Raw genomic sequence first — 13,948 nt, 5'->3', positions numbered from 1 at the left:
TTTTCAACATGACAGTAAAAGATTATTCAAAATTAAAACTGGTGATTTGGGATTTAGACGATGCTTTCTGGGAAGGTACTATTAGTGAGGGTGAAATTACGCCAATTGCTAAAAATGTTAAATTGGTTAAAGACTTAGCTAGGCGTGGAATAGTTTCAAGTATTTGTTCTAAAAATGATATGGATGTGGTTGAAACTAAATTAAAAGAATTAAATTTATCTGAATATTTTGTTTTTAAATCAGTTAATTGGACTAGCAAAGGTCCGCGAGTTAAACAATTGCTTGAAGATATTCATTTGCGTGCTGCAAACGTGTTATTTATTGATGATAATAAATTGAATTTGAATGAAGTTGAACACTATTCTCCAGATATTAAAGTATCATTACCTGATGAAATTAATGAACTGTATAGTGTGGTCGATAAAATTGGTAAAGATGATAGTGAACTGTCAAGATTAAACAACTACCATGTGTTAGAAGAAAAACGTGATGCTTCTCGTGAGGCTGTTTCTAATGAAGAATTTTTATATTCATGTGAAATTAAAGTTGAAATTCATAAAGATATTGAAAATCAGTTTGCTCGAGTGCATGAATTAATCAATCGGACCAATCAGTTGAATTTTACAAAATTACGCATTAATGAAAATGAATTGCGGGACCTAATGGCTAATGGAAATTATGAATTAGGATATGTAACGGCTACTGATCGTTTTGGAGATTACGGTGTGGTAGGGTTTTATGCATTAAATCTTGCTAAACACAAATTGGAACATTTCTTGTTTTCTTGTCGCACAATTGGTATGGGAGTTGAAAATTACTTATATCATTATTTAGATGATCCTGAGTTAATAGTTGAGGAACCGGTAGCATATAAAATTGACATGAAAGATGCTTCGAAGTGGATTAATTCCAGTGAGCAAACATATAGTGAATATACGGAAATGTCTAGTGTATCTAATACTAATAAAGTGTTGATTAAAGGAAGTTGTGAATTAGAGTGGGCAGTTGATTTGTTGAAAACTGATGTACCATTCGTCGATGAGCTAGGACACGTAAACCCCGATACATCTGCAGATATTACTAGTTTTAATCATTCTGTTAATATGTATGATGCTTTTAATTTATCAGAAGATCAAAAACGACAATTTCAACAAGAAGTACCTATGTGGGATGATGAATTGATAGATTCAGCCATGTTACATGATAAATTTGACATTATTTTCTTAAGTGGATTTTTGGATCAATGGGAGGGAGTCTACGAACGCATTGATACTGGAGAAAAAATTGCTTTGGGTATTGATAAGCGTGATTTAACGAATCTGGATATATTGAAAAAAACATTAAATAAATTAGAAAATAAAAATAATGAATACTATATTCAAGAGCAACGTCAAAAAATGTTGCAATTTAGTGCCAAATATAAATTCATTGGTGATTTGCCTGCGAAAGAAGCTGCTAAAAATTTCAAGTATATTATCAGCAAAATTCCAAAAGAAACTAAAGTGGTAATTTTCTTGCCAAGTGGATATCAACGAGGAAATACATCGAAAATGAAAAATGAAGGAAAAGTGCGAGGAGATTATAATCTTATGGTTAAAGAAGCCTTGGCAGATTATGATAATGTCTCTTTCCTTGATTTTACTAAATTTACCAAAAATGATTCAGATTTCTTAGAGACACAAGATCATTTTTCTAAGGAAGTTTATTATGAAGTGGCACAAGAAATGCAAAAGATTATTAGCGATTCATCAAAAACTGAGGTGAATTTAATTTCTAAACAAGATTTTGAAAAAAGTAGTTTTAGAAATATGTATTCCAAATTAAATTCACTTGGATTGATGAAATTAGTTATGCGTGCTAAAAGTATCGTAAAAAAATAAAATGCTATTTAGTCGTTTATAAATTTAATTGTTATGGAGGAGTAGGTTGTTATGAAGCAACAAAGAAGGACTGCTTTGCAGAAATTTGAAATTCTTCTATCTTACTACGAAAGTGATCAATCTAAAACTGAGTTTGTAAATGATCATAATATTAGTAAGGTAACTTTAAATCGATGGTTAGATGCGTATAGACGGTTTGGATTGGATGGTTTACAAAGAAGTAAAACTAATCGTCAATATCCTTTAGAAATCAAGTTAGAAGCAGTTAGAGCGTATCTACAAGAAGGAATGCTACAAAAAGAAGTGGTTGATAAGTTTGAAATTCGTTCTGTAACGCAACTAAGAAATTGGATAAAAGATTATCAAAATAATATGTTAATGAAGACATGAATTAAATATATATGATGAAAATTTTTTATTCTAGCACAGTATTCATTAGTAAAAAATAAATTATAGGCAGTTTGTGCATAATTTAAATCAAGGGCAAGTTTTATACACATTCGATATTTGGTGCTCGGCTATTTATTAAATTTTTAATCTATGAATTGTTGCTTTTAATGCTTTTTAGATGGTTAATGGATATTTATATTCTGGTAAAAAATATAAAATTAGAGCTAAAATATCTTTATAAGATGAAAGTTAAGTATAAATATTAGTAAAATAAAATCAGTTTTCTACCTATATTAATAGTGCATTTTAAGAATCCAATATTTCGATGGGTTCTTTTTATTTTTAAAATATTTAAGATGTTGGTTTTTTAATTAATTATTTTTAAATAAAATAAAATAAATTAGTTACGTAAATTCAAGAAAAATTATATTTTTACATTACATAAGCTAAATAAAAAGATGATAAAATGCTTGCAATGTCGCATATTCTGGGTTATTATATTCAAGTACGTTATTTCTTGGGCAACTAAAAACTGGCCAAAATGTGGTAGCGACAATAACGAGCGATGATGTGAGAGGTTGCGACACACCCGGCAACATTGTCACTGAAACCATTGCCATGGATTTCAGAGCGGCGTGTTGGTTTTTCTCACGGAGTTAGTCTCATATTCCAATATGGACGAAGGAAGGAGTCAATCATGGCAAACAAGAAGATCCGTATCCGCTTAAAGGCATACGAACACACAATCATCGATGCATCAGCAGAGAAGATTGTTGAAACAGCAAAGCGGACTGGTGCTGAAATTTCAGGACCAATCCCATTGCCTACAGAACGTACTTTGTACACTGTTTTGCGTTCACCACACAAGCACAAGGATTCACGTGAACAATTCGAAATGCGCACACACAAGCGTTTGATCGATATTATGAATCCAACTGCTCAAACTGTTGATGCATTATCAAAGCTTGAATTACCAAGCGGTGTCAACATCGAAATCAAGTTGTAATTTATTATTTGATTTTAAATTTTGCCTGATTATGCATTAAAACTAATTAAAAATATTTTTATCAAAAAAAGGAGATAGTCATGACAACTAAGGGTATCTTAGGCCGTAAAATCGGCATGACTCAGGTTTTCACTGATAACGGTGAACTTATTCCAGTTACTGTGATTGAATCAACACCAAACGTTGTTCTTCAAGTTAAAACACTTGAAAACGATGGTTACAATGCGATTCAATTAGGTTTCTCTGATAAGCGTGCTGTTTTATCTAACAAACCTGAACAAGGTCACGTTGCTAAAGCAAACACGACCCCTAAGCGCTACATTCGTGAGATTCGCGACGCTGAGGGTGAATTAAACGTTGGGGATGAGGTAAAGGTTGATATTTTCGCTGAAGGTGAAAGTGTTGACGTTACTGGAATCACAAAGGGTCATGGTTACCAAGGTAACATTAAGAAAGATGGACAATCTCGTGGTCCTATGGCGCACGGTTCTCGTTTCCACCGTCGTCCAGGTTCATTGGGAGCCGTTATCAATCGTGTCTTCAAGGGTAAGAAATTGCCTGGACGGATGGGTAACCACAAGCGCACGGTTCAAAACTTGCAAGTCGTACGAGTAGACGTTGAAAACAACGTAATCTTGGTCAAGGGTAACGTCCCTGGAGCAAACAAGTCACTTGTTACTGTTAAGAACTCTGTTAAAGCTAAGTAATAAGGACGAAGGGAGGATTTAAACATGACTAAGGTTGCTTTATTTAAGCAAGATGGTTCAAATGCCGGAGAAGTTGAGTTAAACGACGCAATTTTTGGAATTGAGCCTAATAATAACGTCATCACTGATGCCGTTTTGATGCAACGTGCATCAATGCGTCAAGGGACTCACGCCGTTAAGAACCGCTCTGCTGTTCGTGGTGGTGGTCGTAAGCCTTGGCGTCAAAAGGGAACTGGACGCGCCCGTCAAGGGTCAATCCGTAGCCCACAATGGCGTGGTGGAGGTGTTGTCTTCGGACCAACTCCACACTCATATGCCTACAAGATGCCTAAAAAGGCATATCGTTTGGCTTTGAAGTCAGTGTTGTCACAAAAGGTTTTGGATTCATCATTGGTAATCGTTGACGGTTTGTCATTTGACGCACCAAAGACAAAGGAATTCAAGGCTGTTTTGAACAACTTGAACGTTAACGAAAAGACATTAGTTGTTTTGGATGACAACAATACTAACGCCGCATTAGCTGCTCGTAATCTTGAAAACATTACGGTTATGACTGCTAAGGGTGTTAATGTGTTGGACGTTATCAACAACGATAAGTTGGTTGTTGTTCAATCAGCTTTGTCACAAGTTGAGGAGGTTTTGGCATAATGGACGCACGCGATATCATTTTGCGCCCGATCATCACTGAACAAACGATGAGCGTTTTGGATGAAAAACGTTACACGTTTGAAGTTGATGTTCGTGCTACTAAGCCACAAATCAAGAGCGCTATTGAAGAAATTTTCGATGTTAAAATCGAAAACATCAATACTGCAAATGTACGTGGTAAGTTGAAGCGTCAAGGACGTTTCGCTGGTTACACTAAGAAGCGTAAGAAGGCAATTGTTAAATTGACTGCTGCTTCTAAGGACATTCAATTGTTCAACGAAAAATAATTTAGGAGGAAAGCAGCGTGGCTATCAAGAAATACAAGCCAACCTCTAACGGACGTCGTAACATGACGAGCTCAGATTTTGCTGAGATCACAAAAACGACGCCTGAAAAGAGCTTGTTGGAATCAAAGTCAAACACTGGTGCCCGTAATTCTTACGGACACATGACCGTTCGTCACCGTGGTGGTGGACATAAGCGTCAATATCGTATCATCGACTTTAAGCGTACTAAGGATGAAGTTCCTGCAAAGGTTACTGCGATCGAATACGATCCAAACCGTACAGCAAACATCGCTTTGTTACAATATACTGATGGTACAAAATCATACATCTTGGCGCCTAAGGGATTAGAAGTTGGCATGACAGTTCAATCTGGTTCTGATGCCGATATCAAAGTCGGAAACGCTTTGCCATTGGAAAACATTCCTGATGGAACTCAAATCCACAACATCGAATTGAAGCCTGGTAAGGGTGGACAACTTGCTCGTTCAGCTGGTGCATCTGCACAATTGTTGGGTAAGGAAGGAAAGTATGTCCTTGTTCGTCTTCAATCTGGTGAAGTACGTATGATTCTTGCCGTTAACCGTGCAACAATTGGAGTTGTTGGTAATGAACAACACTCATTGATCAATTGGGGTAAGGCTGGTCGTCGTCGTTGGAAGGGTCAACGTCCACACGTTCGTGGTTCTGTTATGAATCCTAACGATCACCCTCATGGAGGAGGAGAAGGTAAAGCGCCCGTTGGACGTCCATCTCCTATGTCACCATGGGGTAAGAAGACTGCTGGTAAGAAGACACGTGACGTTAACGCGCGCTCAAGCAAGTTTATCGTTCGTGGTCGTAAGAGCAAGTAGTCTAATATTCCAATTAGATAAAAATAAAAGCATACGAGAGGAGACTTCATTATGGGTCGCAGCCTGAAGAAGGGACCATTCGCTGACGCACACTTGTTAAAGAAGGTTGAAGCAGCTAATGCTTCTGAAAAGCAAGTTGTCATCAAGACATGGTCACGTCGTTCAACGATTTTTCCAAGTTTCATCGGTTTGACATTTGCCGTTTACGATGGTCGTAAGCACGTACCAGTTTTGGTACAAGAAGACATGGTCGGACACAAGCTTGGTGAATTTGTCCCTACGCGTACATTCCATGGACACGCAGCGGATGATAAGAAAACGAAGCGTAGCTAATTAAGGAGGACAATACAATGGCTGAAGAAATCACATCAGCACGTGCCACAGCGAAAATCGTTCGTGTCGCACCACGTAAGGTCCGCCTTGTGCTTGACCAGATTCGTGGAAAGCGAGTGGCTGAGGCATTTGCAATTTTGCAATTTTTGCCTAACCACTCATCAGAAGATGTATATAAGGTATTGAATTCAGCAGTTGCTAATGCTGAAAACAATTACTCACTAGATCGCGAAGATTTGGTAGTTGCAGAAGCCTTTGCTAACGAAGGACCAACGTTAAAGCGTTTCCGTCCCCGTGCCAAGGGTTCAGCTTCACCAATCAATAAGCGCACAAGCCACATTACTGTTGTGGTAACAGAAAAGTAAGGAGGATTGAGTCATGGGTCAAAAGATTAACCCAACTGGTTTCCGTGTCGGAATCATCCGCGATTGGGATGCTAAATGGTACGCAAACAAGAAGGACTACGCTAATGTTTTGTTAGAAGACATGAAGTTGCGTAAGTATATCGAGACTAAGTTGGCTGAAGCCTCAGTTTCACGTATTGAAATTGAGCGTACAGCTAACCGTGTTAACGTCTCAATCCACACTGCTAAGCCTGGAATGGTTATTGGTAAGGGTGGATCAGAAGTTGATGCATTACGTAACGAATTATCACGTTTAGTGGTTAAGGGTGAACGTGTTCACATCAACATCATTGAGATTAAGAAGCCTGATTTGGACGCCCATTTGGTAGGTTCACAAATTGCACAAGACTTGGAACGCCGTGTGGCATTCCGTCGTTCAATGCGTGGAGCTATTCAACGAGCTATGCGTTCTGGTGCCAAGGGTATCAAAACACAAGTTTCTGGACGTTTAAACGGGGCAGATATTGCTCGTGTTGAGCAATATACTGAGGGTACAGTTCCTTTGCACACATTGCGTGCAGATATTGACTACTCTTGGGATGAGGCAGCTACAACTTACGGTAAACTAGGTATCAAAACTTGGATTTACCGTGGTGATATCTTGCCTGAGAAAAAGTCTAAGAGCAAGGAGGCTAAGTAATCATGTTAGTTCCAAAGCGTGTTAAGTACCGTAAGCCACATCGTGGACACATGCGCGGTGAAGCTAAAGGTGGTAAGGCAGTTGCTTTCGGTGATTTCGGATTGCAAGCAACTACGTCTCACTGGGTTTCAAATCGTCAAATCGAAGCTGCTCGTGTTGCCATTACTCGTTATATGAAGCGTGGTGGTAAAGTTTGGATTAAAATTTTCCCACACTTGTCATACACTTCTAAAGGTGTTGGAGTACGTATGGGTAATGGTAAGGGTGCCCCAGTTGGTTGGGTTGCCCCAGTCAAGCGTGGTAAGGTAATGTTTGAAGTCGGCGGTGTTCCTGAAGAAGTTGCCCGTGAGGCTTTGCGCCTTGCCGCTAACAAGTTGCCAGTTAAGACTAAGATCTTAGCTCGCCAAGTGGAGGGTGAATAATGAAGACCAAAGATTTAAAAAACGAAATCAAGGGCCTCAGTACAGCTGAATTAGTGGCTAAGGAAAAGAGCTACAAGGAAGAGTTGTTTAACTTGCGTTTCCAACTAGCTACTGGTCAACTTGAGAACACGGCTCGTTTGTCAGAAGTACGGAAGCAAATTGCTCGTATTAAGACTGTGATTCGTCAACAAGAATTGAACAAGTAGTAAAGAGAGGAGACCGAGATGACTGAAGCTCGTAATGCACGTAAGGTTTACACAGGCCGCGTGGTTTCAGATAAGATGGATAAGACAATTTCTGTTGCCATTGAAACTTATAAGAACCACCCAGTTTATGGAAAACGTGTTAAGTACACGAAGAAGTTTAAGGCTCACGATGAAAACAACGAAGCTAAAGCAGGAGATATGGTACGTATCATGGAGACACGTCCAACTTCAGCTACAAAGCGCTTCCGTTTGGTAGAAATCGTCGAGAAGGCTGTTATTATCTAATCGTTTTAATCTCGAATTTTACCAATAACGGAAGGAGGACAAAATCGTGATTCAACAAGAAAGTCGTTTGAATGTTGCTGATAATTCTGGAGCACGCGAAATCTTAACTATTAAGGTTTTGGGTGGATCTGGTCGTAAGTTCGCCGGAATCGGTGACATGATCGTTGCAACCGTAAAGCAAGCAATTCCTGGTGGAACTGTAAAGAAGGGTGATGTTGTTAAGGCAGTTATCGTTCGTACTGTTTCATCATCACACCGTGCAGATGGTTCATACATCAAGTTTGATGAGAACGCTGCAGTTATCGTTAAGGATGATAAGAGTCCTGTTGGAACTCGTATCTTCGGCCCTGTTGCACGTGAATTACGTGACAACGATTACATGCGTATTGTGTCATTGGCACCTGAAGTATTGTAATTAGCGCCATCAATAAATCAAGGAGGAAGCCTAGCATGTTTGTAAAGACAGGTGACAAGGTTAAGGTTATCGCCGGTAAGGACAAAGGTAAAGAGGGCGTAGTCGTTAAGATTATTGCTGCTTCAGACCGCGTCTTGGTTGAAGGTGTTAACATGATGAAGAAGCACCAAAAGCCAAGTAACCAATACCCACAAGGTGGAATTATCGAGCAAGAAGCTCCAATCCACGTATCAAACGTACAATTGCTTGACCCTTCAACTAATGAACCAGCTCGTTTTGGTATCAAGATTGAAGATGGTAAGAAGGTACGCGTATCAAAGAAGTCTGGAACGGCTTTATAATTTAGGTGAAAGGAGGAAATCATTATCATGGCAAATCGCTTGAAAGAAAAGTATGTTAATGAAGTTCAACCTTCATTGATCGAAAAGTTTAACTACAGCTCAATTATGCAAACTCCAAAAATCGAAAAGATTGTTTTGAATATGGGGGTTGGTGATGCTGTATCTAACTCAAAGAACTTGGATGAAGCTGTTGCAGAATTAGAACTAATTGCTGGTCAAAAGCCAGTCGTTACTCGTGCAAAGAAGTCAATCGCTGGCTTCCGTTTGCGTGAGGGAATGGCAATCGGAACTAAGGTTACGTTGCGTGGAGAACGAATGTATGACTTCTTAGATAAGTTGATCAACATTTCTTTGCCACGTGTTCGTGACTTCCGTGGAGTTTCACCAAAGGCCTTTGATGGTCGAGGAAACTACACTTTGGGAATCCGTGAGCAACTTATTTTCCCTGAAATTGATTACGATGCAGTTAACCGCGTACGTGGTTTGGATATTGTAATCGTAACTACTGCTAACTCTGATGAAGAGTCACGTGAGATGCTTACTCAATTGGGTATGCCTTTCACTAAATAATTAAGAATAAGCTGTTAAATCAGTGAAAAATTTATAGGAGGCAACATCAATGTCAATGACTGACCCAATTGCAGATTTCTTGACTCGCATTCGTAACGCCAACATGGTTCGTCACGATTCAGTTGAAGTTCCTGCATCTAAGATCAAAAAAGACATCGCTGAGATCTTGAAGAACGAAGGCTTTGTCCGTGATGTTGAATACATTGATGATGATAAGCAAGGTGTAATCCGTGTGTTCCTTAAGTATGGTGCTGATAAGCAACGCGTTATTTCAGGTTTGAAGCGTATTTCAAAGCCTGGATTGCGTTCATACGTTAAGGCCGATTCATTACCAAAGGTTTTGAATGGTTTAGGAATTGCTATCATCTCAACTTCTGAAGGTGTTATCACCGATAAGGAAGCTCGCGCCAAGAACATTGGTGGCGAGGTATTGGCATACGTTTGGTAATAAAAAAATCTAATAAAGGAGGTATCCCACAATGAGTCGTATTGGTTATAAGACTTTGACTTTGCCTACTGGCGTTGAATTGTCACGCGAAGGTAATGTTGTTACTGTTAAGGGACCAAAGGGTGAGTTATCACGCGAAGTTTCTTCAGAAATTGCTTTTACTATCGAAGGAAACGATGTGAATTTCACTCGTTCATCAGATGATGGTAAGATCAAGGCTTTGCACGGAACTACTCGTGCGAACGTCGCCAACATGGTTGAGGGTGTCTCAGAAGGCTTCAAAAAGACTTTGAAGCTTGTCGGTGTTGGTTACCGTGCAGCCAAGCAAGGAAACAAGCTTGTGTTGAACGTTGGTTACTCACACCCAGTTGAATTTGAAGACCGCACCGAAATGACGGTGGAAGTTCCTGATTCAGTTACTGTTGTAATTTCAGGTATTTCAAAGCAAAAGGTTGGAGATTTCGCCGCTGAGATCCGTGCCGTACGTTCTCCTGAACCTTATAAGGGTAAGGGAATTCGTTACGAAAATGAATACGTTGCACGTAAGGAAGGTAAGACTGGTAAGTAAACTTAAGCTAATTGCTTAAAATTGAGCGCAACGTCTCAATTATTACTTATCACGTATATCTTTCAAACAAGAATAAAAGAGGTTACGAACATGATTACGAAGTCAGACAAGAATAAAGTGCGTCAACACCGACACACTCGCGTTCGTGGAAAGATTTCTGGTACTGCAGAGCGCCCACGCTTGAACGTTTTCCGTTCTAACAAAAACATCTACGCTCAATTAATTGATGACGTAGCGGGTGTGACGCTTGCTAGTGCCTCAACTTTGGATGCAAACATTGCGGATGCACCAAAGACTGAACAAGCTACAAAAGTTGGTGCATTAATCGCTGACCGTGCCAAGGCTGCTGGAATTGAAGATGTTATCTTTGATCGTGGTGGATACTTGTATCATGGTCGAGTTCGTGCATTAGCTGAATCAGCTCGTGAAGCTGGTTTGAAGTTCTAAGGGAAGGAGGAAATAATCATGGCATATATCGATCCAAAGACTCTTGGTGAGTTAGAAGAAAACGTCGTAGCTATCAACCGTGTTACTAAGGTTGTTAAGGGTGGTCGTCGTTTGCGTTTCGCCGCTTTGGTTGTTATTGGTGATCGTAACGGTCACGTTGGATTTGGAACTGGTAAAGCTCAGGAAGTTCCTGAAGCTATCCGTAAGGCTGTTGAAGCTGCCAATCGTAACATCGTTGCCGTACCAACTGTTGGTACAACTCTTCCTCACTCTGCATTGGGTGTCTTCGGTGGTGGTCGCGTGTTAGTTAAGCCAGCCGCTGAAGGATCTGGAGTAGCCGCCGGTGGTGCTGCTCGTGCCGTTTTGGAATTGGCTGGAATTGCTGACGTGACTGCAAAGTCATTGGGATCAGCAACTCCAATCAACGTTGTACGTGCTACTTTTGAAGCAATTTCAGAATTAAAGAATGCTGAAGAAGTCGCAGATTTGCGTCAGGTCTCATTAGAGCACTTGGCAGAATAAGGAGGCAGATAATGGCTGAACAAGTTAAAGTAACTCTTGTTAAGAGTGCTGCCCACCGTTTGCCAAAGCAACGTGCAATTGTTAAGGCCCTTGGATTAAACAAGGTTTCTTCATCAGTTGTATTGCCTGACAATGTACAAACGCGTGGCGCTGTATTCAAGATTGCTCACTTAGTTACTGTTGAAGTAGTTAAGTAAGTACAAATTGCTCTGAAGGAGGAAAAACCTAATGAAGCTTAATGAGCTTGAAATTGCCGAAGGTTCTCGCAAAGTCCGCAATCGTGTTGGACGTGGTGAGTCTTCAGGTAATGGTAAGACTGCAGGACGTGGTCAAAAAGGTCAAAAGGCACGTAGTAAGGTACGTCTAGGATTCGAAGGTGGTCAAATGCCTTTGTTCCGTCGTATTCCAAAACGTGGATTTACAAATATCAATCGTAAAGAATTTGCTGTTGTTAATTTGGACCAACTTAATAAGTTTGAAAACGGAACTGAAATTTCACCAGCATTGTTGGTTGAATCAGGAATCGTTAAAAACGAAATGGCTGGAATCAAGATTTTGGCTAATGGTCAACTTGATAAAGCTTTGACTGTTAAGGCTAACAAGTTCTCAGCATCAGCATTAACTGCAATCGAAGCAGCTGGTGGTAAAACTGAGGTGATCTAATGCTACAAACCGTGCTCAATTCACTAAAAGAAAAGGACATCCGTAAAAAGTTGTTCTTCACTCTAGGAATTTTGATTGTTTACCGGATTGGTGCGTACATTACTGTACCGGGTATTAACCCTAAAGCACTGACTGAGGTTGCTAATTCTGGGCTCGGAAGCATTTTAAATATGTTTAGTGGTGGTGGTTTGACGAATTATTCATTGTTTGCAATGGGTGTTTCGCCTTATGTCACTGCTCAAATTGTGGTTCAATTGTTACAAATGGACATTGTGCCTCGGTTTGTCGAATGGTCAAAACAAGGTGAAGTTGGTCGTCGTCATTTAAACCAAGTCACACGGTATTTGACTATTATCCTGGCTTTTGCACAATCAATTGGAATAACGGCTGGTTTTAATCAACTTAGCCAAGTTCAATTGGTTAAAACGCCCGATATTAGAACTTATCTGATGATTGGGATGATTTTGACTATTGGAACAATGTTTGCTGTTTGGCTAGGTGAAATGATTACTCAATATGGTTTGGGACAGGGTGTTTCAATGTTGATTTTCGCGGGAATTATCGCGCGAGTGCCAGCTGGAATATACCAACTAATCAAAGAAAATATTTTGCAAAATTCAAATAAAGCACAAGGTTTGTCATTATTTGTCGGACTATTGTTGCTATTGATTATTGCAATTTCATTTGTTACCTGGTTCAATCAGGCTATTCGTAAAATTCCAATGCAATATACGCGTCGATCAGTTGGATCTGGTAGTTCGTCGTATTTACCCTTGAAGGTGAACGTTGCTGGAGTTATTCCAGTTATTTTCGCTTCATCACTACTTGTTACTCCACAAACAATTTTGCAAGCATTTGCAGGTAAGTTTGGTGGACAAGGTTGGTATACTACTGCGACAACGTGGTTTTCAATGCAAACCTTGCAAGGTGGACTTCTTTATACATTACTAATTGTTCTGTTTACTTTCTTTTATGCATTTGTTCAGGTTAATCCTGAAAAAGTTGCAGAGAATTTACAAAAACAAGCTAGTTATATTGTTGGAGTTCGTCCTGGTCACGATACTGAGAAGTGGATGTCGGGTCTCTTGATGCGTTTGTCATCAGTTGGCTCAATCTTCTTAGGGGCGATTGCATTGGCACCTATCTTAGCTACACATTTGTTTGGCTTAGATAGTAACCTAGGTATGTCTGGAACATCATTATTAATCGTCATTGGAGTTGCTATCGATTTGATTCGTCAACTCGAAGGCTTGATGATGAAGAAAGCATATGTCGGTTTTATTCACGAAGGAGTTAAATCATAATGAGTTTAAATATCATGTTGTTGGGCCTACCAGGTGTTGGTAAAGGGACTCAAGCTGAGATGATCGTGGAGACTTATCGTTTGCCACACATTAGTACGGGCGATATGTTCCGCGCTGCAATGGCAAATGAAACTGAGTTGGGATTAAAAGCCAAGTCATTTATGGACGCTGGTAATTTAGTTCCCGATGAAGTTACAAATGGAATCGTTGAAGAACGTTTATCTGAAGACGATACCAAAGGGGGATTCATCTTAGATGGATTTCCTCGGAACTTAGACCAAGCAACTGCTTTAGACGAAATGTTATCTAAGCAAGGTCGCAAGTTAGATGCCGTATTATACTTTACTGCTGATGAAGCAGTCTTAGTTGATCGGATGATGGCACGCGGTCGCGCAGATGACACTCCTGAAGTGATTAAAAATCGTTTGGCGGTTAATGGAGAATTAACAGCACCAATTGCCAATTATTATGCAGAACAAGGCGTTTTGCACAAGATTGATGGTGCGCGTGAACTCGAAATGATTTTTGCTGACGTAAAAGAGTTGCTTGATAATTTGAAGGACGCCTAATTGTTCAGGTCAATCAAATTTTGGTTGAAGTGGTATAATTAG

At 39.7% G+C, this 13,948-nt stretch carries 24 protein-coding genes; all 24 read left to right on the top strand.

Translation table 11 applies throughout. The annotated features are described in order from the left end of the window. Positions 1–8 precede the first annotated feature (8 nt). The 24 genes from JC2156_RS07245 (at position 9) to JC2156_RS07130 (ending at position 13,906) form a co-directional block, all read left to right on the top strand. Positions 9–1,880 (top strand): hypothetical protein, encoded by a 1,872-nt coding sequence (locus JC2156_RS07245; RefSeq protein WP_006845979.1) that lies wholly within the window; start codon positions 9–11, stop codon positions 1,878–1,880. A 51-nt stretch (positions 1,881–1,931) separates the two neighbouring features. Next, positions 1,932–2,270 (top strand): helix-turn-helix domain-containing protein, encoded by a 339-nt coding sequence (locus tag JC2156_RS07240; protein ID WP_006845978.1) that lies wholly within the window; start codon positions 1,932–1,934, stop codon positions 2,268–2,270. A gap of 697 nt (positions 2,271–2,967) precedes the next feature. Next, complete coding sequence (rpsJ, locus tag JC2156_RS07235; RefSeq protein WP_006845977.1) at positions 2,968–3,276, top strand: 30S ribosomal protein S10; 309 nt, start codon at positions 2,968–2,970, stop codon at positions 3,274–3,276. A gap of 80 nt (positions 3,277–3,356) precedes the next feature. Continuing rightward, entirely contained in the window at positions 3,357–3,983 is a 627-nt protein-coding gene (gene rplC, locus JC2156_RS07230; protein WP_006845976.1) for a 50S ribosomal protein L3, read from the top strand. A 24-nt stretch (positions 3,984–4,007) separates the two neighbouring features. Then, on the top strand, positions 4,008–4,631 hold the full coding sequence (gene rplD, locus JC2156_RS07225; RefSeq protein WP_006845975.1) for a 50S ribosomal protein L4: 624 nt from the start codon (positions 4,008–4,010) through the stop codon (positions 4,629–4,631). Continuing rightward, positions 4,631–4,918, top strand: a complete 288-nt coding sequence (gene rplW, locus JC2156_RS07220) for a 50S ribosomal protein L23 (protein WP_006845974.1) — start codon at positions 4,631–4,633, stop codon at positions 4,916–4,918. Before rplD ends, rplW begins: the two co-directional genes overlap by 1 nt. A gap of 17 nt (positions 4,919–4,935) precedes the next feature. Further along, a complete protein-coding gene (rplB, locus tag JC2156_RS07215; RefSeq protein ID WP_006845973.1) occupies positions 4,936–5,769 on the top strand; it encodes a 50S ribosomal protein L2 in 834 nt (277 codons plus the stop codon). Positions 5,770–5,820: 51 nt separating this feature from the next. Then, positions 5,821–6,102: a 30S ribosomal protein S19 gene (gene rpsS, locus JC2156_RS07210; RefSeq protein WP_006845972.1), complete on the top strand. Its 282-nt coding sequence runs from the start codon at positions 5,821–5,823 to the stop codon at positions 6,100–6,102. A gap of 17 nt (positions 6,103–6,119) precedes the next feature. Beyond that, positions 6,120–6,467, top strand: a complete 348-nt coding sequence (rplV, locus tag JC2156_RS07205) for a 50S ribosomal protein L22 (RefSeq protein ID WP_006845971.1) — start codon at positions 6,120–6,122, stop codon at positions 6,465–6,467. 13 nt (positions 6,468–6,480) lie between these two features. Beyond that, positions 6,481–7,146: a 30S ribosomal protein S3 gene (gene rpsC / locus JC2156_RS07200; protein WP_006845970.1), complete on the top strand. Its 666-nt coding sequence runs from the start codon at positions 6,481–6,483 to the stop codon at positions 7,144–7,146. A 2-nt stretch (positions 7,147–7,148) separates the two neighbouring features. Then, positions 7,149–7,568 carry a 50S ribosomal protein L16 gene (rplP, locus tag JC2156_RS07195; protein WP_006845969.1) on the top strand — a complete coding sequence of 140 codons (420 nt, stop codon included), beginning with the start codon at positions 7,149–7,151 and terminating at the stop codon, positions 7,566–7,568. Then, complete coding sequence (gene rpmC, locus JC2156_RS07190; protein ID WP_006845968.1) at positions 7,568–7,774, top strand: 50S ribosomal protein L29; 207 nt, start codon at positions 7,568–7,570, stop codon at positions 7,772–7,774. The genes rplP and rpmC overlap by 1 nt, the downstream gene beginning before the upstream one ends. An 18-nt stretch (positions 7,775–7,792) precedes the next feature. Then, positions 7,793–8,059: a 30S ribosomal protein S17 gene (gene rpsQ, locus JC2156_RS07185; RefSeq protein ID WP_006845967.1), complete on the top strand. Its 267-nt coding sequence runs from the start codon at positions 7,793–7,795 to the stop codon at positions 8,057–8,059. 46 nt (positions 8,060–8,105) lie between these two features. Next, positions 8,106–8,474 carry a 50S ribosomal protein L14 gene (rplN, locus tag JC2156_RS07180; protein WP_006845966.1) on the top strand — a complete coding sequence of 123 codons (369 nt, stop codon included), beginning with the start codon at positions 8,106–8,108 and terminating at the stop codon, positions 8,472–8,474. A 35-nt stretch (positions 8,475–8,509) separates the two neighbouring features. Next, the gene (rplX, locus tag JC2156_RS07175) at positions 8,510–8,815 is read left to right on the top strand and encodes a 50S ribosomal protein L24 (RefSeq protein ID WP_006845965.1); all 306 of its coding nucleotides are present in this window, start codon (positions 8,510–8,512) and stop codon (positions 8,813–8,815) included. Positions 8,816–8,842: 27 nt separating this feature from the next. Beyond that, entirely contained in the window at positions 8,843–9,385 is a 543-nt protein-coding gene (gene rplE, locus JC2156_RS07170; RefSeq protein WP_006845964.1) for a 50S ribosomal protein L5, read from the top strand. A gap of 49 nt (positions 9,386–9,434) precedes the next feature. Continuing rightward, complete coding sequence (rpsH, locus tag JC2156_RS07165; RefSeq protein ID WP_006845963.1) at positions 9,435–9,833, top strand: 30S ribosomal protein S8; 399 nt, start codon at positions 9,435–9,437, stop codon at positions 9,831–9,833. 31 nt (positions 9,834–9,864) lie between these two features. After that, positions 9,865–10,401, top strand: a complete 537-nt coding sequence (gene rplF, locus JC2156_RS07160) for a 50S ribosomal protein L6 (RefSeq protein ID WP_006845962.1) — start codon at positions 9,865–9,867, stop codon at positions 10,399–10,401. Between the two features lie 90 nt (positions 10,402–10,491). Then, entirely contained in the window at positions 10,492–10,848 is a 357-nt protein-coding gene (gene rplR, locus JC2156_RS07155; RefSeq protein WP_006845961.1) for a 50S ribosomal protein L18, read from the top strand. 18 nt (positions 10,849–10,866) lie between these two features. After that, entirely contained in the window at positions 10,867–11,370 is a 504-nt protein-coding gene (gene rpsE, locus JC2156_RS07150; RefSeq protein ID WP_006845960.1) for a 30S ribosomal protein S5, read from the top strand. Positions 11,371–11,381: 11 nt separating this feature from the next. After that, the gene (gene rpmD, locus JC2156_RS07145; RefSeq protein WP_006845959.1) at positions 11,382–11,567 is read left to right on the top strand and encodes a 50S ribosomal protein L30; all 186 of its coding nucleotides are present in this window, start codon (positions 11,382–11,384) and stop codon (positions 11,565–11,567) included. A 31-nt stretch (positions 11,568–11,598) separates the two neighbouring features. Continuing rightward, the gene (rplO, locus tag JC2156_RS07140) at positions 11,599–12,033 is read left to right on the top strand and encodes a 50S ribosomal protein L15 (protein ID WP_006845958.1); all 435 of its coding nucleotides are present in this window, start codon (positions 11,599–11,601) and stop codon (positions 12,031–12,033) included. Next, positions 12,033–13,337 (top strand): preprotein translocase subunit SecY, encoded by a 1,305-nt coding sequence (gene secY / locus JC2156_RS07135; protein WP_006845957.1) that lies wholly within the window; start codon positions 12,033–12,035, stop codon positions 13,335–13,337. The genes rplO and secY overlap by 1 nt, the downstream gene beginning before the upstream one ends. Continuing rightward, entirely contained in the window at positions 13,337–13,906 is a 570-nt protein-coding gene (locus JC2156_RS07130) for an adenylate kinase (RefSeq protein WP_006845956.1), read from the top strand. Before secY ends, JC2156_RS07130 begins: the two co-directional genes overlap by 1 nt. Positions 13,907–13,948 lie beyond the last annotated feature (42 nt).

Source organism: Weissella koreensis KCTC 3621, from assembly GCF_000277645.1.
The sequence above is the reverse complement of the archived record's forward strand: the minus strand, read 5'-3'. Positions and strand labels throughout refer to the sequence as shown.